The following is a 21,686-nucleotide window of genomic DNA, read 5'->3' on the forward strand; positions in this document are numbered from 1 at the left end:
ACTTGTAGTAGTAGTTCCCTAGCTTAAAAAAACGGGCCGTGTTTATACAAACACGGCCCGCGGAAAATCAGAGTTGTTTTTCTTTAGTCTTCAAGAAGCTTTTGAAGTAACACACCGTTGAGCATGGCGCGCTTAATCATGGCAAAAGCTCCCATCGTAGGATGTTTATCGATCTGTGATGCTACAATAGGCAGGCCGCTATGGAAAGCCGTTAACGACTGATTCTCTACATTGCGCTTAATTGCAGGGAAAACAATCTCTTGTGCCTTTGTAATATCACCAGCAATGATAACTTTCTGAGGATTAAACAAGTTAATCGTCATTGCGATAGCTTTACCCAGTTGATTACCTACTCGAACCAAACTTTGCTTAGCCAGTTCGTCGCCATTGATAGCATGGTCACATACATCTTGAATGGTAATGTGCTCAATCTCTGTTAGCGAGGACTCATAACCTTGCTTAATTAGCTTTTGGACACGTTCAACAATGGCAGGGTTTGCCGCTACGGTTTCAAGACAACCGAAATTACCGCATTGGCATTGCTCGCCAAGTGGATCAATTTGGATATGACCAATTTCACCCACGTTGCGGTTATGGCCAAGGAAAACCTGACCATTAACAATAATACCAGCACCAGTACCACGGTGAACGCTAACCAAAATAGAATCTTGGCTGTCTTTACTTGCACCGAAGTAGTGCTCAGCAAGCGCCATTCCTCGAACGTCATTACCAACAAAACAAGCAACATGGAATGTGTCGCGAATAATGTCGCTTAACGCAAGGTTATCGATGTCTGTATTTGGCATGTACTCAACCACACCTGTCGTTGGGTTAACCAAGCCTGGAAGAGTGACACCAATGGCAATCAGTTGGTCGATCTTTGGTTGGTGTTCAGCAATGAAAGCCTTCAAATTATTGACCAAGCCTTGGGTGAGGTCTGATTGGTCTGAGTAATTCAGGTCTTGCTGTTGGAAAGCCAGCTCACGACCGCCAAGGTCATGCAGGCTTATTTGAATGTAGTCTCGACCCAAGCGCACAGCGACAGAGTGAAAAGGCTCTACTTCTGTGGTTAGGGAGATAGCGCGTCTACCGCCAGTAGACGCTTGCTGCGCAACCTCTTTAATTAGGCCGCGCTCTAAAAGTTGGCGGGTAATTTTTGTAACACTTGCCGGTGCGAGTTGGCTTACATCAGCCACTTGTATACGACTGATAGGCCCTTGTTGGTCTATAAGTCGGTATACCGCCGCACTGTTTAGTTGTTTAACTAAGTCTACGTTACCTATTTGTCCGCCATTCATACTTAATTGTGCTCGTATTGTCCGTTAACAACAGTCGCTTTAACGTTAAAGTCTCGGTCAAATACAGCTAGGTTTGCAACCATGCCTTTTTTGATTCGACCTAGCTTGCTTTCTACACCGATAGCCGTAGCTGGGTATAGCGTAGCCATGCGAAGAGCTTCGTCTAAAGCGATACCGGCGTGCTCAACTGTATTCTGAACTGCTTCAATCATAGTCAGAGCTGAGCCGCCCAGTGTGCCGTTTTCATCAACACACTTACCATCACGGTAATATACTTTCTTACCGACAAAAATAAAGTATTCCATGTCAGCACCTGCAGGAGCTGTGGCATCCGTCACTAATACCAACTTTTCTCCCTTGATTTTATGCGCAATTCTGATGTTTGCGTAATCAACGTGGAAGCCATCGGCAATAATGCCAGCATAAACCTCAGGTGTATCGTAAATCGCGCCAACAACGCCAGGTTCACGACCAACCATTGGTGTCATCGCGTTGAACAGGTGAGTGGCAAATGTAATGCCTGACTCAAAACCTTGACGCGCTTCTGCGTACGTTGCATTCGTGTGACCAATCGAAACAACCACACCAGCTTTGCGCAGACGCTCAATGTGTTCTGGGTCGTTGAGTTCTGGAGCCAATGTTACTTTTGCAACAAGGTCATTGTTCTCACAGATAAGCTCAATCATTTCGCTGTCAGATTTACGAATGTGATCGACGCTGTGAATGCCTTTTTTCGCAACGTTTAAATACGGACCTTCAAGGTGTAGGCCAAGAGATTGGTTTTGGTATTGGTTGTGATATTCACGAGCTGCGGTAATAACCGCGCGCATGTCTTCGTCAGAAGAAGTGATTAGCGTTGGCAGGAAGCTAGTACAGCCAGATTTCAGGTTTGCTTTGTGCATGATCTGCATTGTGTCTGCAGTGATCTCATCGTTAAGCATTACACCGCCACAACCATTCAATTGTAGGTCAATGAAGCCTGGGCTTAGGTTTGCTCCGTTTAGGTCGCGAACTTCGATTCCTTCTGGTAATTCAGAGATAGGACAGACTTTTTTGATCAGTTCGTTTTCGATTACAACAGCATGATCGGTTAGAACATCACTACCAGTGTAAATTTTACAGTTACTTAGCGCGTACATAGTCAGCTAATCCTTATTTCGTGAGATCTCTAAAATTTGTTCGTTACCTAAATGTGGACTTAGTTTGCGAGCATCATTTACGTAACGATTTATCTTTTATGGGCAAACGGCTTCAAAATGGGAAGCGATTTAAGTTGTTGAAAAATATATGAACAATTAATTATCGATATACATTTAGGTTCACTTTTAATGATTATTTATTGGACAGTGTAAACCCAGAGATAGCATCATTTTGTCTAATGATTAGGTTTAGATTTTATCTATAAACGTTCATTTTTTTGAATGATAAAATAAGTTTTATGATCTCGCTAGCAAAAACCTCTGGATTTGGTAAAAACTGGTGATTACGATCACAAATGGTAAGGTTTTAATTTGCGGAGCAAAATTAATTGAATACACTGAATAGGACTAAATTGAGCGACTAAAATAAGTTTCTCAAACGAATTCTAAAAAATCCTATAGGGGGAAACAACTGGTGAATATTCTAGGATATGCACAGAAGCTTGGTAAGGCGTTAATGCTACCAATCGCAACGCTTCCGATTGCGGCGCTTCTTTTACGTTTAGGTCAAGGCGATCTACTTGATATTCCATTCATGGCAGAAGCTGGTGGTGCTATCTTCGGTAACCTACCATTGCTATTTGGTCTAGGTATCGCGATTGGTCTTTCTAAAGACGGTAACGGCGCAGCGGGTCTTGCTGGTGCAGTTGCTTACTTCGTACTAACAGCAACAGCAACGACAATTAACGCAGACGTTAACATGTCATTCTTCGGCGGTATCTTCGCAGGTATCATCGCAGGTCACTCTTACAACGCTTTCCATGCAACACGCCTTCCTGAGTGGCTGGCTTTCTTTGCGGGTAAACGTTTAGTACCTATCATGGCCGGTCTATTTGCACTTGTTGCAGGTGCTGTGTCTGGTGTGGTTTGGCCTGGTATTCAATCTGGTCTAGATGCACTAGCTCACGCGGTATCAACGTCTGGTGCGGTTGGCCAATTCGTTTACGGTACTCTTAACCGTGCACTAATCCCTGTAGGTCTACACCACGTATTGAACTCATACTTCTGGTTCGGTATGGGTACGTGTCAAGAAATCATCGTTGCTGGTCAAGGCGCATTCGCTAACATCACTCAACTTTGTGTTGACCCTGCACTGGCTAAAACTCTAGTTGTTGGTCAAGAGCATACATTCACATTCGCTAACTCAGTAACTCCAGAGATTACTACTGTTGTTAAAGAAGTGACTGAAACAGTTAAATCTGGCGACCTACACCGTTTCTTCGGTGGCGATAAAGGCGCTGGCGTATTCATGAACGGTTTCTTCCCAGTAATGATGTTCGGTCTACCAGGTGCTGCACTTGCAATGTACCTAGCTGCTCCTGCTGAAAAACGTAGCCAAGTTGGTGGCGCATTGTTCTCAGTTGCATTCTGTTCATTCCTAACAGGTATCACAGAGCCGCTAGAATTCATGTTCGTATTCCTAGCTCCTGCTCTATACGCAATGCACGCGGTATTTACAGGTCTGTCTCTAGTAGTGGCAAACATGTTTGGTACTCTGCACGGTTTCGGTTTCTCTGCTGGTCTAATCGACTTCGTACTGAACTGGGGTCTAGCAACTAAACCATTCACTCTACTATTGATTGGCTTAGCATTCGGTGCTCTATACTTCTTCACTTTCTCTTTCGCAATCCGCGCTTTCAACTTGAAATCGCCAGGTCGTGAAGATGATGACGAAGCTGCAGCAGCTCCTGCTGGTGACGCGCCAAAAGGTGACGTTGCTCGTCAATACCTGAAAGCTCTAGGTGGTCACGAAAACCTGACTTCAATCGATGCTTGTATCACTCGTCTACGTCTAACTCTTAAAGACCGCTCTATCGCTGATGAAGTTGTTCTTAAGAAACTTGGCGCTAAAGGTGTGGTTAAACTAGGTGAGAACAACCTACAGGTTATCCTAGGCCCACTAGCTGAAATCGTCGCTGGCGAAATGAAAGCTATCGGTGCAGGTGAAGACCTATCTGATGTAAAACTTCCATAGTAAAGGAAGTACTTGTTAAGACGTAACAACGGCTCTTAACTAAGTTTCAAATTGAAAGCCTCCCACACGGGAGGCTTTTTTGTGCCTGTCATTTAAGGCCAGTGAACAAGGTTCGTTCTATTCTTCATCGAATAGCAGAAATAATCACAATTAACTGATGGTTCTTATTGTGCAAAGGCGAAGAATTGTGGATGATTAGCAACAATGATCTTTCTATCTTTGATAGGCAGCAAAAGCCGCCTTTGTCTCGGATATGAAAGATAACTTTCTCTGACAATACTAAATACATAGAGGTGCTATAGATGAGTGAAGCTGAGGCTCGTCCATCGAATTTCATTCGCCAAATTATCGATAAAGATTTAGCGGATGGTACACACAGTAGCGTGCATACTCGTTTCCCGCCGGAGCCAAATGGTTACCTGCACATTGGTCACGCTAAATCTATTTGCTTGAACTTTGGTATTGCTCAGGACTACCAGGGACAATGTAATCTTCGTTTCGATGATACAAACCCTGAAAAAGAAGACGTTGAATACGTTGAGTCAATTAAGAATGATGTAAGTTGGTTAGGCTTCGAATGGTCTGGTGATATTTGTTACTCATCAAACTACTTCGATACGCTTTACGCTTATGCTGTGGAATTAATTAATAAAGGCTTAGCGTATGTTGACGAGCTAAGTCCTGAGCAGATCCGTGAATACCGTGGCACGTTAAAAGAGCCTGGTAAAGCGAGCCCATATCGAGATCGCAGCCCTGAAGAAAACCTAGCGTTGTTTGAAAAGATGCGTGACGGTGGCTTCGAAGAAGGCAAAGCATGTCTACGTGCTAAGATCGACATGAGCTCTTCATTCATGGTTATGCGCGATCCAGTTATCTACCGTGTTCGTTTTGCTCACCACCATCAGACTGCTGACAAGTGGTGCATTTATCCAATGTACGACTTCACTCACTGTATCTCTGATGCGTTAGAGGGCATTACGCACTCTATCTGTACGCTTGAATTCCAAGATAACCGTCGTTTGTATGACTGGGTTCTAGACAACATCACGATTGATTGCCAACCTCGTCAGTACGAGTTTAGCCGTCTGAATCTTGAATACACGGTAATGTCGAAGCGTAAGCTGAACCAACTTGTGGTTGAAAACCTAGTTGAAGGTTGGGACGATCCTCGTATGCCAACAATCTCTGGTTTGCGTCGTCGTGGCTTCACTTCAAGCTCGATTCGCGAATTCTGTAAACGTATTGGTGTGACTAAGCAAGAGAACATGATTGAGTTCGGCTCACTTGAATCTTGTATCCGTGATGATCTGAACGAAAATGCACCTCGTGCAATGTCTGTTCTTGACCCTATCAAGGTCGTGATTGAAAACTACGACGCTGATACAGTAGAAACACTGACAGTGGCGAACCACCCGAACAAGCCAGAAATGGGTACTCGTGAAGTTCCATTTACACGCGAAGTTTGGATTGAGCGTGACGACTTCCGTGAAGAAGCAAACAAGAAATACAAGCGTTTGGTTCTTGGCAAAGAAGTTCGTCTACGTGGTGCTTACGTGATCAAAGCTGAACGTATCGAAAAAGATGCAGAAGGCAACATTACGACTATCTTCTGTTCTTACGATAACGAAACACTCGGTAAGAACCCAGCAGATGGCCGTAAAGTGAAAGGCGTTATCCACTGGGTATCAGCTGATAAAGCGCTACCTGCTGAGATTCGTTTGTACGACCGTCTATTCACAGTGGCAAACCCAGCCGCTGCTGATGACTTTGCAGCGACGCTTAACCCTGAATCACTTGTTACGCTAAACGGTTTTGTTGAACCTAGCCTAGCGGAAGGTGTAGCAGAGCAAGCGTACCAGTTTGAACGTACAGGCTACTTCTGTGTGGATTCGAAAGACTCTAAAGCAGACGCACTAGTATTCAACCGCACGGTTGGTCTACGTGACACTTGGGGTAAAACTGAGGCTTAATGGCTTTGTTTTTCTCAGCTCTGTTTTTCCAAGCTTAGTGTCTTAAAGCTTAGTTTCTCAAGATTCGCTTAATAAAAAACCGGCTTAGAGCCGGTTTTTTTGTGTCTGGGAAATAACCAAATTGTGGGCCAAGCTACTGTGATTCTTAATACGGTATCAGCCCAAATAAAAAACGCCGGCCTAAGCCAGCGTTCTGTGTTACTTCTTCGCTTTATGTGCGTCTGGGTTGCCTTTGCAATCCCCAGTGATGCTTTTACCATACAGATATAAACTGTGGTTAGTTAACTGTACGTTGTAGCGTTGAGCGATTTCTTTTTGTCTTTCTTCGATAAGATCATCAGAGAATTCGATAACTTCACCGCAGTCTAAACATACTAGGTGATCGTGGTGATGCTGTGTTGAAAGTTCAAATACAGACTTGCCGCCTTCGAAGTGGTGGCGAGTTACAATGCCAGCATCATCGAATTGGTTCAGTACGCGATAAACGGTCGCAAGACCGATCTCTTCACCTAAGTCGATCAGCTTTTTATATAAATCTTCAGCACTAATATGTTGGCAGTCTGGTTGTTGTAATACTTCTAAAATTTTGAGCCGTGGGAGGGTCACTTTAAGACCAGCATCTTTTAGCGCTTGATTATTGTCTGACATATACTTTCCTGTTGATGATCTGCAGCAATTAACAGAATTCAATATTAATACCATTATAGTTTAGTCAGGCATAACAATAAACCACGAACTTCAAAGGGTTACTTACTGACATCACAATCTGTTTTGTAAATTGGAAGTATCTCACTTATAGTGGAGGTACGACCAGTCAAGCTGACGGTGTTTCTGATATGAACATGGAATGTTGTTATGAATAAGCAACTCGCAAAAATATATAAACCCAACATTGTAAAATTTGCTCTCAATATTTGGCCTCCTTTTTGGGGATCGGGAATTCGAATCGCTCACATTAGCCCTGACTTTAGGGTTGTTAAGACGATACTAAAGCTGCGCTGGTGGAATAAGAACGCCAATCGTACTCAATATGGCGGCAGTATCTTTTCTCTTACCGATCCAGTTTACTCTTTGATGTTAATGGGAATTTTAGGTGAGCGATATTATGTTTGGGATAAAGAGGCGAGTATTAACTTTATCAAGCCGGGTCAATCCGACTTGTATGCAGATTTTGAGATAAGCCAAGGGCAACTGGATGATATCTATCGTCAGACGCAGCTTGGTGAGAAGTGTTTCCCCGAATTTATTATCCACGTTAAAGATAAGCAGGGGAATGTAGTGTCAGAAATTCAGCGAACCCTGTATGTGAGAAAGAAGCCACAATTTAGAGATGATGACGAAGCATTAGAAGCTGAGTGTTGATTGGTGAACATTAAATAGCAAAAAACCTCCTATAAGGAGGTTTTTTCATATCTACATATCGGTCATTAATTGTAACAATTAACAATCGCTAGAGAATTAGTCTTCTAGCTCTGCTAGGCACATTTCTTCGTGGATTTGTTTAACCCAGTTAGATACACGCTCATCAGTTAGCTCAGGTTGACGGTCTTCATCGATACATAGACCAACGAATTGGCTGTCATCGCCTTCAACTAAGCCTTTCGATGCTTCGAATTCGTAGCTTTCAGTTGATGTGTGACCTAGGATAGTACCGCCTTTCGCTTCAACGATGTCACGGATAGTACCCATAGCATCACAGAAGTATTCTGCGTAATCTTCTTGGTCGCCACAACCAAAGATAGCAACAAGCTTAGTTGAAAAATCAATAGCTTCTAGCTCAGGGAAAAAGTCGTCCCAATCACATTGTGCTTCGCCGTAGTACCACGTAGGGATACCAAGCAGCAGTAGATCGAAGTTATCGATATCTTCTTTGCTGCTTTTTGCAATGTCTTGAACTTGAACGAGCTGCTTGCCCAATTGCTTTTGAATCATCTTAGCAACAGCTTCAGTGTTACCTGTATCGCTACCAAAGAAGAGACCTACACTTGCCATAGAATCATTACCTTTCATTTTGTCTGTTGTCGGTGTAATAAAGTTCGGAGGAAATCGTTAGATTCCAGTTCCTTCCCAGCTTAGTTGGATTATCCCTTTTGCGATAAAACCTGCGCAGCCAAGGAAAAGTACTAACCATACGATGCGACGACCAAATGCAGGAACATTTCCTTCCTTTAGAACGTCTTTAATTGCCATTCCGATTAGAAAGAAAATCGCGGCAAACAGAAGATCTAAACCAATAGATTCAATGATGTTCATGTAGTCGTAAAGCATGGGAACCTTATATACCAAATTTGCTTGGGCGCACTATATCACTGTTGTGAGATAAAGTTAATCTGCTGTGATTACACAGCTCTCATTTATATCGACTAATCAACCTATCTAAGCGATGAATTTTCTTATTGCACGGAGTACTTCAGCTGGCTTTTCCGCGTGTAACCAGTGTCCCGTGTTAGCGATAACATGAGCCTTTGCGTTGGAAAACTGCTGTTGAACGGCGGTTTGATGCTCAGCTGTGAGGTAATCAGAATCCCCACCTTTTATTAGTAAGGTTTTGACCGAGGTTTTCTCGATCGGTTCCCAACCAATAATTTGTGGATAGTTGCTCAATAACGAAGCAACGTTGAAGCGCCATTCCATGATGCCTTGTTCCGTTTTGAACAAGGATTTAGTCAAGAACTGGCGAACCCCATCAATTTCGATATGTTTTGCGAGGATTTTCAGAGCGTCTGAGCGTGAGGTCGGTTTTTCTTCTATCACAGCTTGTAGGCCGGCGAATACGTTGTCGTGGCGACTTTGGGTGTACGCGACTGGTGCCATATCCAAGACAATCAATTTATGCAGCGTAAGATGTTGTGTCAGCGCCATCGCTACCTTGCCACCCATGGAGTGACCAATCACAGTGACATCATTTAACTCAAGATCATTCAGTAGTTGAGCCACATCTTGTGCCATTGCTTTATAGCTGTGAGTGTCACTATGGAAGGATTGACCGTGGTTGCGTAGATCGATACTAAGTACCTGGTGATCGGCTTTTAGATCCCTAGCGAGCAAGCCAAGGTTGTCCAGATTACCGAATAATCCATGGATCAAAACAATGGTGTGACCCGCACCTTCTAATTTATAGTTGAGCTGTACTGACATTTTTATCTTATTCATGGTGGGTTTGACGTAGAGTATCCGCGCGGATCTCGCTATAATCCCCCTGAGTTTAAACATTGAGATTGTGAAAAGCGAATGAAAACAATTGAGGTTGATGAGGACCTATACCGTTTTATTGCGGGTCAGACAGAACGTATTGGCGAAAGCGCTTCAGATATTCTGCGCCGCTTATTACAGGTTGATAGCCAAGGCATGGTTCCGATCGAAGAGATCGTTGAGCCAAAAGGTATCGTTGTTAGCAAAGAGGTAGGCTTTACTCCAGAGAAGTTCGATGGTGTTAAAGAAATGCGCTCACTACTAATATCAGATGAGTTTGCATCACTGAAGAAAGCCATTGATCGTTTCATGCTTGTGTTATCGACACTGCATAAAATCGACCCTTTAAGCTTTTCAGAAGCAACTCAAGTAAAAGGCCGCAAGCGTGTTTACTTTGCAGACAACGAAGAGACCTTGCTAGCAAACGGCAACACAACTAAGCCTAAAGCCATTCCACAAAGTCCTTTTTGGGTTATAACTAATAATAACACTAGCCGTAAAAGACAAATGGTTGAACAGCTTATGAGCCGCATGAGTTTCCAAGCAGAATTGATAGAAAAAGTAACAGGTTCAATTTAACGAAATCTGATTTAAACCTCATAATATCCATGGATAAGAAGATATTATGAGGTTTTTTTGTTTTTAAATTTTATATATAAGGATGTCGAAAAATGGCTATGCACCCTCGTGCTGGGCAGAAAGCTCAGCAGGAAGATCTTCATAATATTCCGGCTTTAGTTGCTAACTATTTCTTACAGCAACCGGATGCTACTAACCCAGATCACAAAGTACTGTTCGGTACTTCAGGTCACCGTGGTACAGCAGACAAATCAACATTTAATGAAAACCACATCCTAGCGATCGCACAAGCGGTGGCTGAAGTTCGTGCTGAGCAAGGTACAACAGGGCCTCTTTTCCTAGGTAAAGATACTCACGCTCTCTCTGAGCCTGCGTTTTCTACTGTAATCGAAGTGCTTGTAGCCAACGATGTTGAAGTTATTATTCAAGAAAACAATGGCTTTACTCCAACACCAGGTATCTCGCACGCGATTCTTACGCATAACTTAGTGAATGACAAAAAAGCAGACGGCATTGTTATCACGCCTTCGCATAACCCACCACAAGACGGTGGTATTAAATACAATCCGACACACGGTGGCCCTGCTGAGGCTGAGCTAACTCAAGCGATTGAAGATCGTGCGAACGTCATCATTGCTGAGCAAATGCAAGGTGTAAAGCGTACTCCTATCGCACTGGCTAAACAGTCTGAGCTAGTGAAAGAAGTTGATTTAGTTGCACCATACGTTGCTGACTTGGTTAACGTGGTTGATATGGAAGCGATCCAGAAAGCAAACATCAAGATTGGTGTTGATCCACTGGGTGGTAGCGGTATTGATTACTGGCGTCAAATTGGCAAAGCGTACAACCTAGATCTCACTCTGGTCAGTGAAGCGGTTGATCCTTCGTTCCAATTTATGTCTCTAGACAAAGATGGGGTGGTTCGTATGGATTGTTCTTCTCCGTACGCAATGGCAGGTTTACTGGCGCTTAAAGACGACTATCAACTAGCGTTTGGTAACGACCCTGATTACGATCGCCACGGCATCGTTACGCCAAAAGGCTTGATGAATCCAAACCACTTCCTAGCGGTTTGTATTGACTACCTATACCGTAACCGTGAAGGTTGGGGCAAAGACGTTGCAGTGGGTAAAACACTAGTATCAAGTGCACTAATCGACCGTGTTGTTGCTGACTTAGGCCGTGAACTTTGTGAAGTGCCAGTTGGTTTCAAATGGTTCGTTGATGGCTTATACAACGGTCAGTTTGGTTTCGGTGGTGAAGAGAGTGCGGGTGCATCTTTCTTACGTAAAGACGGAACGCCTTGGTCAACAGATAAAGATGGCCTAATTCTTTGTTTGCTTGCGGCTGAGATCACAGCAGTAACGGGTAAGAACCCACAAGAATATTACGAAGAGCTTGCTGCTAAACACGGTGAGTCTAAGTATAACCGTATTCAAGCGGTAGCAAATGGTGCACAAAAAGACGTACTTAAGAAGCTGTCTCCAGAGATGGTTTCTGCTGAGACGCTGGCTGGTGACCCAATTACTGCACGCCTAACGCACGCTCCGGGTAATGGCGCTGCGATTGGTGGCCTAAAAGTGACAACTGAAAACGGTTGGTTTGCTGCTCGTCCATCAGGTACAGAAGACATCTACAAGATCTACTGTGAAAGCTTTAAAGGTAAAGAGCACCTGAAAGCAATCGAAGCAGAAGCTCAAGAGATTGTTAATCAAGTATTTGCAGCTGCTGGCCTATAATCGAATACCGATTAGTAGAGTCACAAGGTAAATAGTGAAAGGGTTGATGTGAAAGCATCAGCCCTTTTTTATATCAGCTCGTGGGTAAAGCGGCTAAGGCTAGGTGGTTGAATTACTGTACAATTGAGTAGGTTATACTATCCGTGTGGCCAACTTTGTGGCATCACAAACCAAAACTGCCCTGATCTAGTTTGCCCATGAACGAAGCGATCACCAAACTCGGTGATAGGTTCACAGGTGAAGTCATCTGTGCCAGCTGCCCATTGCTCTTTGGTGAGAGGGTAGAGCACGTCAGTAATTAAATGGGCTTGGTTTTGATAACACCAAAAACCGTTTACTTGGCTTGAATTAATGTTATAGCCCAAACATTCAGTAGGTACTTTTTGATCTAAGAATGGGTTGGTATATAGACGACCCTGCATGAGGAGATGTTTTGAGTCGACATCGATCTCTGGATATTGCTCCACAAACGCCGCTGAAGAGGACATGCCAAGTTGATGGGTGAGCATCCTGTCTAACTTCTTATCCAATTGGTCGTGAGAGTTAGGACCAAACCATGTTTGTTCATGGAGTAGATAAAACTTGATCGCGACTTCCCAGTGTTGCAGTTTCTGACTACTTTCTTCTTCTAAAATAAAGTCGATAGCACCGAGTGTTCTTCCCTCAACATTAATTTGAATCTCATCGTACTTGACCGAATAATCAGGTGAGGCTTCAATGACTTGTTCACATAGATGCTGGTAGAGGAAACCTAACCTTGGGTTTCCGTTATAAGTGTGTGATGAGTCGATGGCATGGGGGCTTAAGAATGCACCAAGATCGGAAATCGGTGGCTTAATTTTCAGTAACGGCGGTGAGTCGATGACCCATTGGTAAAAACGTTGCAGTGCTGTCATCGGTTCCTCATAAACTCATCGTGGGGCTTTCGACATTCTACCCGTAAATTGATATAACGACGTTATTATAAAGTTAAGCTGGAAAGAAAAATGAATAACTTACAATTAGAAAAGCTACTTAACGAAAAACTTCAGCCACAGCAGATTAAAGATTACTGTCCTAATGGTCTTCAAGTGGAAGGTACTTCTCAAGTAAAGCGGATTGTTACTGGTGTGACAGCTTCTCAAGCATTAATTGATAAAGCGGTAGAACTGAACGCAGACGCTTTATTGGTCCATCACGGTTTCTTTTGGAAAGGTGAGTCAGAAGCCATTCGTGGTATGAAGGGTAAGCGCATTCGTACCTTGATTAAAAATGACATTAACCTTTTGGGTTACCACTTGCCTCTTGATATTCACCCTGAGTTAGGCAACAACGCCAAGCTTGCTGAGTTGCTTGATATCGAAGTTGAAGGCGGTTTAGAAGGGCACCCACAATCTGTTGCGATGTTTGGTAAGTTGAGTTCACCAATAACTGGTGCGGAGTTCGCAGAAAAGATTGGCCAAGCTTTGAACCGCAAGCCATTACATATCGCTCCAGAAAACCAAGATAAAATGATTACGACTGTCGGTTGGTGCACTGGTGGTGGTCAAGACTACATTGAGTTAGCTGCGTCTCAAGGTATTGATGCGTTTATCTCTGGTGAAATTTCAGAGCGCACAACGTACTCAGCACGTGAACAAGACATTCATTACTTTGCCGCAGGCCACCATGCAACAGAACGCTATGGGGTGAAAGCGCTAGGTGAATGGCTAACGAAAGAACATGGCTTAGACGTAGAATTTATCGATATTGATAATCCAGTGTAGCCACATTTAGAGGTTATGACTTTCTGGATATTTGTACCTTCATTGAAGTGATACGAAATACTGGAAGACAAAAAAGGGTTGATGTTAATACATCAACCCTTTTTGATTTTAATCGATTAGAAAAGTCGAAACTTTACTATTCGCGCTCGTGTAGAGCTTGGAAATCACGCTGTTCTTCACCAGTGTACAACTGACGAGGACGACCGATACGGTTTGTCGGATCGCTGTGCATTTCGTTCCAGTGTGCAATCCAACCGATAGTACGAGACATCGCGAAGATTACTGTGAACATTGATACTGGAATACCGATCGCTTTCAGAATGATACCTGAGTAGAAATCTACGTTCGGGTATAGCTTCTTAGAAACAAAGTACTCATCAGAAAGAGCGATGCGCTCAAGTTCCATTGCTACGTCTAGTAGTGGATCTTGAATGTTTAGCTCTTTAAGTACTTCGTGACACGCTTCACGCATTACCGTTGCACGTGGATCGTAGTTCTTGTAAACACGGTGACCGAAGCCCATTAGGCGGAATGGGTCATCTTTGTCTTTTGCTTTTGCTACGTATTCTTCAATGTTGTCTACGCTACCGATCTCTTCAAGCATCATTAGACAAGCTTCGTTAGCACCACCGTGAGCAGGACCCCACAAAGAAGCGATACCAGCAGCAATACAAGCAAATGGGTTTGCACCCGAAGAACCTGCTAAACGAACCGTTGACGTTGAAGCATTTTGTTCGTGATCAGCATGTAACGTAAAGATTTTGTCCATTGCGCGAGCCACAACAGGATTTACTTCGTATTCTTCACATGGGTTTGCATACATCATGTGTAGGAAGTTTTCTGCGTAGCCTAGGTCATTGCGCGGGTAGATAAACGGTTGACCGATAGAATATTTGTAACACATTGCAGCCAGTGTAGGCATTTTTGAAATTAGGCGGTATGCCGCAATTTCACGGTGTGTGTCGTTATTAACATCTAATGAATCATGATAGAACGCAGCAAGCGCACCTACCACACCACACATAACAGCCATTGGGTGAGCATCACGGCGGAAACCGTGGAAGAAACTAGCAATTTGCTCATGAACCATGGTGTGACGTGTGACTGTCGTCTTGAACTCTTCGTATTGAGCTCGAGAAGGGGCTTCGCCGTATAAAAGAATGTAACAAACTTCTAAGTAATCAGCGTTATTGGCCAGTTGATCAATTGGATAACCACGGTGTAGAAGAATACCTTTTCCACCGTCAATATAAGTTATTTGCGATTCACAAGATGCAGTGGCAAGAAAACCAGGATCAAAAGTGAAAAAACCATTAGAACCCAGTGTACGAACGTCGATGACAGGAGTACCAAGTACACCTTCTGTAATCGGCAATTCGATCGGTGCTTGACCTTCAATATGAAGGGTAGCTTTCTTATCCGCCATAACAATCTCCTTTGTTATTATTAATCCGTCCAGGATGTTTATGTGCCATTTTTTTACTGGTCTTACGTGAGAAAGTCAATTTTTCTGCAGCTTTGTGTGCACTTGTTAGTGTTTTTTACATTAAATTCGTTAAAAATCTGTTCTGTGTAGCATTATTTGTTGCATCAATTGTATTAGAATGTTGCCAGCCGTATAGTGGCGCTGAAAAGTTTGGTTAAAACCTTATAAATGCAAGGCTAAGAAGAAATGTGAGGTGTCTTCAGAAACCTAGCTGTTAACAATTATTTTACAATTATCTAAGGCTCAACTTACGTTATTTGTTAAGTTAATGTTAAATTTTGAAGGTTTGCAATCAAATTTTGTCCATAACAATACATAAGGTTATTTAATGACCATCATGCTCAATGGAGCTGAGTGAGCGAGCCCGTGAAAGAAAGAAAGACAAGACCTGTTAATTTAGATTTACAGACCATCCACTTTCCTATCACAGCAATAGCTTCCATCCTACACCGTGTGTCTGGGGTGATTACTTTTGTTGCGATCGGAATTCTGCTTTGGTTACTATCCATTTCCCTCTCTTCCCCTGTAGGCTTTATGGAAGCTAGCGACATTGTCGACGGTTTCTTCGTGAAGTTTATTCTGTGGGGCATTTTAACCGCTTTGGCTTACCACATTGCTGGTGGTATTCGTCACCTTCTTATGGACCTTGGTCACTTTGAAGAGCTGGAATCTGGCGCTAAGAGCGCGAAGGTTGCATTCGCAGCAACAGCGGTATTGTCTCTACTAGCGGGGATCTTAGTATGGTAAACAACGTTTCTACTTTTGGTCGTAATGGTGTGCATGATTATCTATTGATTCGTGCAACAGCCATCATTATGACGCTTTACACTATCTACCTAGTGAGCTTCTGTGCTTTTTCTGGTGATATTTCTTACGCATCTTGGACGCAATTCTTTGGTGGTACCTTCACTAAAGTCTTCACCATGTTAGCACTTACTTCAATTTTGGTTCACGCGTGGATCGGCTTGTGGCAAGTACTAACTGACTACATCAAATGTGCAAAATTGCGCGTTGGTCTTCAAGTCGGTGTTGTTGCGGTTCTTCTAGGATATTTCTTCTCTGGTCTGTTTATTTTGTGGGGTGCGTAAGTGACTATTCCTGTTCGTGAGTTTGATGCTGTAGTAATTGGCGCTGGTGGTGCTGGTATGCGCGCCGCGCTACAAATTTCTGAGCAAGGCCTATCTTGTGCGTTGCTTTCTAAAGTTTTTCCAACTCGTTCTCATACTGTATCTGCGCAAGGTGGTATCACCGTTGCTCTTGGTAATGCGCATGAAGATCACTGGGAACAACACATGTACGATACGGTTAAAGGTTCCGATTACATCGGCGACCAAGATGCTATCGAATACATGTGTAAAAATGGCCCTGAGTCGGTTATCGAATTAGAAAAAATGGGTCTTCCATTTTCTCGCTTTGATAACGGCAGTATTTACCAACGTCCGTTTGGTGGCCAATCTAAGAATTTTGGTGGTGAGCAAGCGGCTCGTACCGCAGCAGCAGCCGACCGTACTGGTCACGCACTGCTACACACGCTTTACCAACAAAACATTAAACACAAAACGACGGTTTTCTCTGAGTGGTATGCACTGGATCTTGTTAAAAACGAAGATGGTGCAATCTTAGGTACTACCGCGCTTTGCATGGAAACGGGCGAGGTTTGCTACTTCAAAGCGAAGGCAACAATCCTTGCTACTGGTGGTGCTGGTCGTATCTATGCATCAACAACGAATGCACACATTAACACTGGTGACGGTGTTGGCATGGCAATTCGTGCTGGCGTTCCAATGCAAGACATCGAAATGTGGCAGTTCCACCCAACGGGTATCGCTGGCGCAGGTGTTTTGGTAACAGAAGGTTGTCGTGGTGAAGGTGGTTACCTTCTCAATAAAGACGGCGAGCGCTTCATGGAACGTTATGCTCCGAATGCTAAAGATTTAGCAGGTCGTGATGTGGTAGCTCGTTCGATGATGGTTGAGATTCGTGAAGGTCGTGGTTGCGATGGCCCATGGGGTCCTCACATTAAGCTGAAACTTGATCACCTAGGTAAAGAGACGCTTGAGTCTCGTCTACCGGGTGTATGTGAGCTTTCTCGTACGTTTGCTCACGTTGATCCAGTTAAAGAACCAATTCCTGTAATCCCAACGTGTCACTACATGATGGGCGGTGTTCCTACACAGGTTTCTGGTCAAGCAATCAAACAAACTGAAGACGGTACAGACGTTGAAATTCAAGGTCTATTCGCTTGTGGCGAAATCGCTTCAGTATCTGTACATGGTGCAAACCGTCTAGGTGGCAACTCGCTACTTGATTTGGTTGTGTTCGGTCGTGCGACAGGTCTTCACCTTGGTGAGACTCTGAATAAGCAAGCTGAAGCAAAACCTGCAACTGAAGCCGACATTGAACGTTCACTAGAGCGATACAATCGTTGGGAAAACAGTACAGACGGTGAAGACCCTGCGGTAATTCGTAAAGATCTTCAGCAATGTATGCAGAACAACTTCTCTGTATTCCGTGAAGGTAAAGCGATGGCTGATGGCTTAGAAGAGCTTAAAGTGATTCGTGAGCGTCTTAAAAATGCACACCTTTCAGACAAGTCGACAGAGTTCAACACGCAACGTATTGAGTGTTTAGAGCTTGAGAACTTGATGGAAACGGCATTCGCAACTGCGGTTGCAGCAAACTTCCGTACAGAGAGTCGTGGAGCGCATGCTCGTTTTGACTTCCCAGACCGTGATGATGAGCAATGGCTATGCCACTCACTTTACAACCCAGAATCAGAAAGTATGACTAAGCGTGGCGTGAACATGGAACCTATCCATCGTGAAGCATTCCCGCCGAAAGCACGTACGTACTAAGGAGATATGACCATGAAACTGAATTTCTCTTTATACCGTTACAACCCAGATGTGGACCAGAAGCCTTACATGAAAGAGTACACCCTAGAGGTGGAAGAAGGCTCTGACATGATGCTTTTGGATGCGCTTATTCTTTTGAAAGAGCAAGATCCAACGATTTCATTCCGTCGTTCATGCCGTGAAGGTGTATGTGGTTCTGATGGCTTGAACATGAATGGTAAAAATGGATTGGCGTGTATTACACCTCTGTCTGCTCTTACTGGCCAAGATAAAATCGTAATTCGCCCACTTCCAGGTTTGCCTGTGGTACGTGATTTAATCGTAGACATGACTCAGTTCTACGATAACTACGAAAAAGTTAAGCCGTTCTTAGTGTCTGATGGCAATGTGCCACCGGCTCGTGAAAACCTACAAAGCCCTGATGAGCGTGCTCATTTAGATGGTTTGTATGAATGTATCATGTGTGCATGTTGTACGACTTCGTGCCCATCATTCTGGTGGAATCCAGATAAGTTCATCGGACCAGCTGGCCTGCTTGCAGCATACCGTTGGCTAATAGATAGCCGAGATACGGCGACAGACGAACGTCTGTCCGATCTTGATGATGCATTTAGCGTTTTTCGTTGCCATGGCATCATGAATTGTGTAAGTGTTTGTCCTAAGGGATTAAATCCGACGAAAGCGATTGGTCACATCAAGACCATGCTTGTGAATCGTTCGGTTTAAGTTATATAAAAATTGCCGCCCTAGAAGTTTTGGGGCGGCCTTTTAATAGCTCGGCATAGACCGCAGCAAACGTGAAAACTACTGGTTAAGGGAAAATATGCACAACGGCGTGATGAAGGCATGGCTCGAGTCTTCACACTTGGCTGGCGCCAATGCAACGTACGTAGAAGAACTCTATGAACTGTATCTAAGTGACCCCGATTCGGTAAGTGACGAATGGAGAAGTGTTTTTGAAGAATTGCCTGTGCAAGCTTCAGAAGCAGTGGAACAACCACACTCTCGTGTTCGTGAATACTTCCGTCGACTCGCTCAAGAAACAAAGCATTACAGTGTCCAAGTTAGTGATCCAGATGTCGATGCGAAACAAGTAAAGGTTCTGCAACTTATTAATGCCTATCGATTCCGAGGGCATCAATCAGCAAATCTAGACCCCCTAGGTTTATGGGAAAGAGATACAGTCGCTGAACTGGATCCTTCTTTCCACACTCTTACCGAAGATGACCTCAATGAGACGTTTAACGTCGGCTCTTACGCCATTGGCCAAGAGACGATGGTGCTTCGAGATTTGTACAAATCTTTAAAGCAAACTTATTGTGGTTCGATTGGTGCTGAATACATGCACATGACTAACACAGAGCAAAAGCGTTGGATCCAACAACGTTTAGAGTCTGTTTCTGGTCAACCCTCTTTCGATAAAGAAGAAAAGCAAGCTTTCCTAGAAGAGCTAACTGCTGCTGAAGGTCTTGAGCGCTATCTTGGTGCTAAATTCCCAGGCGCAAAACGCTTCTCGTTGGAAGGTGGTGATGCGTTGATCCCAATGACGAAGGAAATTATTCGTCATGCAGGTGGACAAGGCATGCGTGAAGTTGTTGTTGGTATGGCTCACCGTGGTCGTCTAAACATGCTGGTCAATGTGCTTGGTAAAAAGCCACAAGACCTGTTTGACGAGTTTGCGGGCAAGCACAGCGATGACTCGTGGGGCACTGGTGATGTGAAATACCACCAAGGTTTCTCTGCGGATTTCGCAACACCAGGCGGCAACGTTCACTTAGCACTTGCATTTAACCCATCTCACTTAGAAATCGTAAACCCGGTAGTTATCGGTTCGGTACGTGCTCGCCAAGATCGTCTAGACGATAAAGATGGCAGCCGCGTACTTCCAATTACTATCCATGGTGATTCAGCTATCGCTGGCCAGGGTGTAGTACAAGAGACGTTCAACATGTCTCAAGCTCGTGGTTTCTGTGTTGGTGGTACGGTTCGTATCGTTGTAAATAACCAAGTTGGTTTTACAACGTCTAACCCTCGCGATACACGTTCTACGATGTACTGTACCGATATCGCGAAGATGGTTCAGGCTCCGATTTTCCACGTTAACTCTGATGATCCAGAAGCTGTCGCTTTCGTAGCGCGTCTTGCATTAGATTACCGTAATACGTTTAAGCGCGATGTTGTTATTGATTTGGTTTGTTACCGTCGCCACGGTCACAATGAAGCCGATGAGCCGAATGCAACGCAGCCTTTGATGTACCAAAAAATCAAGAAGCATCCAACGCCACGTAAGCTTTATGCTGACGTGCTAATGGAACGCGGTGAGTTTGGTATTGATACGGCAACACAACTCGTTAACGAATATCGTGATGCACTTGATCACGGTGAAGTTGTGGTTAAAGAGTGGCGTCCAATGGCACTTCACTCAGTGGACTGGTCACCTTACCTAGGTCATGACTGGAACATCGAATGGGACAACAAGATTGACATCGAGCGCCTGAAAGAGCTTGGTAGCAAACTTTGCCAATACCCAGACAGCCACAAGCTGCAAAGCCGAGTAAACAAACTGTACAACGATCGTACTGCCATGGTGAATGGTGAGAAACAAGTCGATTGGGGTATGGCCGAGACTCTGGCTTACGCAACACTTGTTGATGACGGTAAGCGTATTCGTATCTCAGGCCAAGATTCAGGTCGTGGTACGTTCTTCCACCGTCACTCAGTACTGCACAATCAATCAGATGCAAGCACGTATGTTCCTCTTGCGAACATTCATGATAAACAAGGGCCATTCCAAGTATTTGACTCTGTGTTATCTGAAGAAGCGGTACTCGCATTTGAGTATGGTTATGCAACGGCAGAACCAAGCGGTCTAACCCTTTGGGAAGCACAATTTGGTGACTTCGCAAACGGTGCACAAGTTGTAATCGACCAATTCATTTCGTCAGGTGAGCAAAAGTGGGCACGTTTATGTGGTCTAACTATGCTGCTTCCTCACGGCTATGAAGGCCAAGGCCCAGAGCACTCATCTGCTCGTCTTGAACGTTACCTTCAATTATGTGCTGAACAAAACATGCAGGTTGTTGTTCCTTCAACGCCGGCACAGGTTTATCACATGATTCGCCGTCAGGTTGTTCGACCAATGCGTCGTCCACTGATCGTAATGTCACCTAAGTCATTGCTTCGTCACCCTCTATGTACGTCTTCTATGGAAGATCTAGCAGAAGGTACGTTCCAACCAGCTATCGCAGAAATTGATGATCTGGCTCCTGAGAACGTAAAACGCGTCGTGTTCTGTTCAGGTAAGGTTTACTTTGACCTGCTTGATCAAAGACGTAAGAACGAGCAAGACGATGTCGCTATTGTACGTATTGAGCAACTTTACCCGTTCCCTTACGAGGACGTGAGAGCTGCAATCGCACAATACACAAATGTAGTCGATTACGTTTGGTGTCAAGAAGAGCCACAAAACCAAGGTGCTTGGTACAGTAGCCAACATAATTTCCGAGCTGCTATTCCAGTGGGTGCTGATATTCAATATGCAGGTCGTCCTGCATCAGCATCACCAGCTGTTGGCTATATGTCGGTACACTTGAAACAACAAAAAGCGTTAGTTGACGACGCTTTGACCCTACTTAAGAACTAGAAGTA

Annotated in this window: 19 protein-coding genes; 11 read left to right on the forward strand and 8 right to left on the reverse strand. The window is 44.1% G+C overall.

The features are described 5' to 3' along the window. Nucleotides 1-83: 83 nt before the first annotated feature. Together nagC and nagA are read right to left on the reverse strand one after the other, a co-directional pair. Nucleotides 84-1,298 carry a DNA-binding transcriptional regulator NagC gene (gene nagC / locus AACR09_RS03205; RefSeq protein ID WP_004734232.1) on the reverse strand — a complete coding sequence of 405 codons (1,215 nt, stop codon included), beginning with the start codon at nt 1,296-1,298 and terminating at the stop codon, nt 84-86. A gap of 2 nt (nt 1,299-1,300) precedes the next feature. Beyond that, the gene (gene nagA / locus AACR09_RS03210; protein WP_017079464.1) at nt 1,301-2,437 is read right to left on the reverse strand and encodes an N-acetylglucosamine-6-phosphate deacetylase; all 1,137 of its coding nucleotides are present in this window, start codon (nt 2,435-2,437) and stop codon (nt 1,301-1,303) included. A 475-nt stretch (nt 2,438-2,912) separates the two neighbouring features. Here nagA and nagE point away from each other — a divergent pair, with 475 nt between their 5' ends. Then, the gene (gene nagE / locus AACR09_RS03215; protein WP_017079465.1) at nt 2,913-4,472 is read left to right on the forward strand and encodes an N-acetylglucosamine-specific PTS transporter subunit IIBC; all 1,560 of its coding nucleotides are present in this window, start codon (nt 2,913-2,915) and stop codon (nt 4,470-4,472) included. Nucleotides 4,473-4,774: 302 nt separating this feature from the next. Beyond that, on the forward strand, nt 4,775-6,442 hold the full coding sequence (gene glnS, locus AACR09_RS03220) for a glutamine--tRNA ligase (protein WP_065606307.1): 1,668 nt from the start codon (nt 4,775-4,777) through the stop codon (nt 6,440-6,442). 198 nt (nt 6,443-6,640) lie between these two features. On the opposite strand, the gene fcrX is transcribed toward glnS, so the two are convergent. Beyond that, nucleotides 6,641-7,090, reverse strand: a complete 450-nt coding sequence (fcrX, locus tag AACR09_RS03225) for a ferric iron uptake transcriptional regulator FcrX (protein ID WP_004734226.1) — start codon at nt 7,088-7,090, stop codon at nt 6,641-6,643. 207 nt (nt 7,091-7,297) lie between these two features. Here fcrX and AACR09_RS03230 point away from each other — a divergent pair, with 207 nt between their 5' ends. Next, on the forward strand, nt 7,298-7,804 hold the full coding sequence (locus AACR09_RS03230) for a DUF4442 domain-containing protein (protein ID WP_017092672.1): 507 nt from the start codon (nt 7,298-7,300) through the stop codon (nt 7,802-7,804). Nucleotides 7,805-7,900: 96 nt separating this feature from the next. Here AACR09_RS03230 and fldA read toward each other — a convergent pair whose 3' ends face one another. The 3 genes from fldA to AACR09_RS03245 all read right to left on the reverse strand — a co-directional run bounded on the left by fldA (nt 7,901) and on the right by AACR09_RS03245 (nt 9,580). Then, nucleotides 7,901-8,434, reverse strand: coding sequence for a flavodoxin FldA (gene fldA, locus AACR09_RS03235; protein ID WP_004734224.1), 534 nt, complete (start codon nt 8,432-8,434; stop codon nt 7,901-7,903). 57 nt (nt 8,435-8,491) lie between these two features. After that, nucleotides 8,492-8,710 carry a DUF2788 domain-containing protein gene (locus AACR09_RS03240; protein WP_004734223.1) on the reverse strand — a complete coding sequence of 73 codons (219 nt, stop codon included), beginning with the start codon at nt 8,708-8,710 and terminating at the stop codon, nt 8,492-8,494. A gap of 108 nt (nt 8,711-8,818) precedes the next feature. Further along, entirely contained in the window at nt 8,819-9,580 is a 762-nt protein-coding gene (locus AACR09_RS03245) for an alpha/beta fold hydrolase (protein ID WP_102450870.1), read from the reverse strand. Nucleotides 9,581-9,673: 93 nt separating this feature from the next. Here AACR09_RS03245 and seqA point away from each other — a divergent pair, with 93 nt between their 5' ends. Then, nucleotides 9,674-10,213 carry a replication initiation negative regulator SeqA gene (gene seqA / locus AACR09_RS03250; protein WP_004734221.1) on the forward strand — a complete coding sequence of 180 codons (540 nt, stop codon included), beginning with the start codon at nt 9,674-9,676 and terminating at the stop codon, nt 10,211-10,213. 92 nt (nt 10,214-10,305) lie between these two features. After that, entirely contained in the window at nt 10,306-11,952 is a 1,647-nt protein-coding gene (gene pgm, locus AACR09_RS03255) for a phosphoglucomutase (alpha-D-glucose-1,6-bisphosphate-dependent) (protein WP_193836007.1), read from the forward strand. A 137-nt stretch (nt 11,953-12,089) separates the two neighbouring features. Here pgm and AACR09_RS03260 read toward each other — a convergent pair whose 3' ends face one another. Next, nucleotides 12,090-12,848, reverse strand: coding sequence for a DUF1853 family protein (locus AACR09_RS03260; RefSeq protein ID WP_193836008.1), 759 nt, complete (start codon nt 12,846-12,848; stop codon nt 12,090-12,092). 90 nt (nt 12,849-12,938) lie between these two features. On the opposite strand from AACR09_RS03260, the gene AACR09_RS03265 reads away from it, so the two are divergent. Next, complete coding sequence (locus AACR09_RS03265) at nt 12,939-13,697, forward strand: Nif3-like dinuclear metal center hexameric protein (protein ID WP_017084087.1); 759 nt, start codon at nt 12,939-12,941, stop codon at nt 13,695-13,697. Between the two features lie 136 nt (nt 13,698-13,833). On the opposite strand, the gene AACR09_RS03270 is transcribed toward AACR09_RS03265, so the two are convergent. Further along, the gene (locus AACR09_RS03270) at nt 13,834-15,123 is read right to left on the reverse strand and encodes a citrate synthase (protein ID WP_004734217.1); all 1,290 of its coding nucleotides are present in this window, start codon (nt 15,121-15,123) and stop codon (nt 13,834-13,836) included. Nucleotides 15,124-15,537: 414 nt separating this feature from the next. Here AACR09_RS03270 and sdhC point away from each other — a divergent pair, with 414 nt between their 5' ends. The 5 genes from sdhC to sucA all read left to right on the forward strand — a co-directional run bounded on the left by sdhC (nt 15,538) and on the right by sucA (nt 21,681). Continuing rightward, nucleotides 15,538-15,930 carry a succinate dehydrogenase cytochrome b556 subunit gene (gene sdhC / locus AACR09_RS03275; RefSeq protein WP_012604532.1) on the forward strand — a complete coding sequence of 131 codons (393 nt, stop codon included), beginning with the start codon at nt 15,538-15,540 and terminating at the stop codon, nt 15,928-15,930. Further along, nucleotides 15,924-16,271 carry a succinate dehydrogenase, hydrophobic membrane anchor protein gene (sdhD, locus tag AACR09_RS03280; protein ID WP_004734215.1) on the forward strand — a complete coding sequence of 116 codons (348 nt, stop codon included), beginning with the start codon at nt 15,924-15,926 and terminating at the stop codon, nt 16,269-16,271. Before sdhC ends, sdhD begins: the two co-directional genes overlap by 7 nt. Next, nucleotides 16,272-18,038 (forward strand): succinate dehydrogenase flavoprotein subunit, encoded by a 1,767-nt coding sequence (gene sdhA / locus AACR09_RS03285; RefSeq protein ID WP_009847321.1) that lies wholly within the window; start codon nt 16,272-16,274, stop codon nt 18,036-18,038. It abuts the gene before it with no gap. A gap of 12 nt (nt 18,039-18,050) precedes the next feature. Further along, nucleotides 18,051-18,764, forward strand: a complete 714-nt coding sequence (locus AACR09_RS03290; protein ID WP_004734213.1) for a succinate dehydrogenase iron-sulfur subunit — start codon at nt 18,051-18,053, stop codon at nt 18,762-18,764. 97 nt (nt 18,765-18,861) lie between these two features. Continuing rightward, nucleotides 18,862-21,681: a 2-oxoglutarate dehydrogenase E1 component gene (gene sucA / locus AACR09_RS03295; RefSeq protein ID WP_017079473.1), complete on the forward strand. Its 2,820-nt coding sequence runs from the start codon at nt 18,862-18,864 to the stop codon at nt 21,679-21,681. Nucleotides 21,682-21,686 lie beyond the last annotated feature (5 nt).

Source organism: Vibrio sp. OPT20, assembly GCF_963889365.1.
GTDB lineage: Bacteria > Pseudomonadota > Gammaproteobacteria > Enterobacterales > Vibrionaceae > Vibrio > Vibrio splendidus.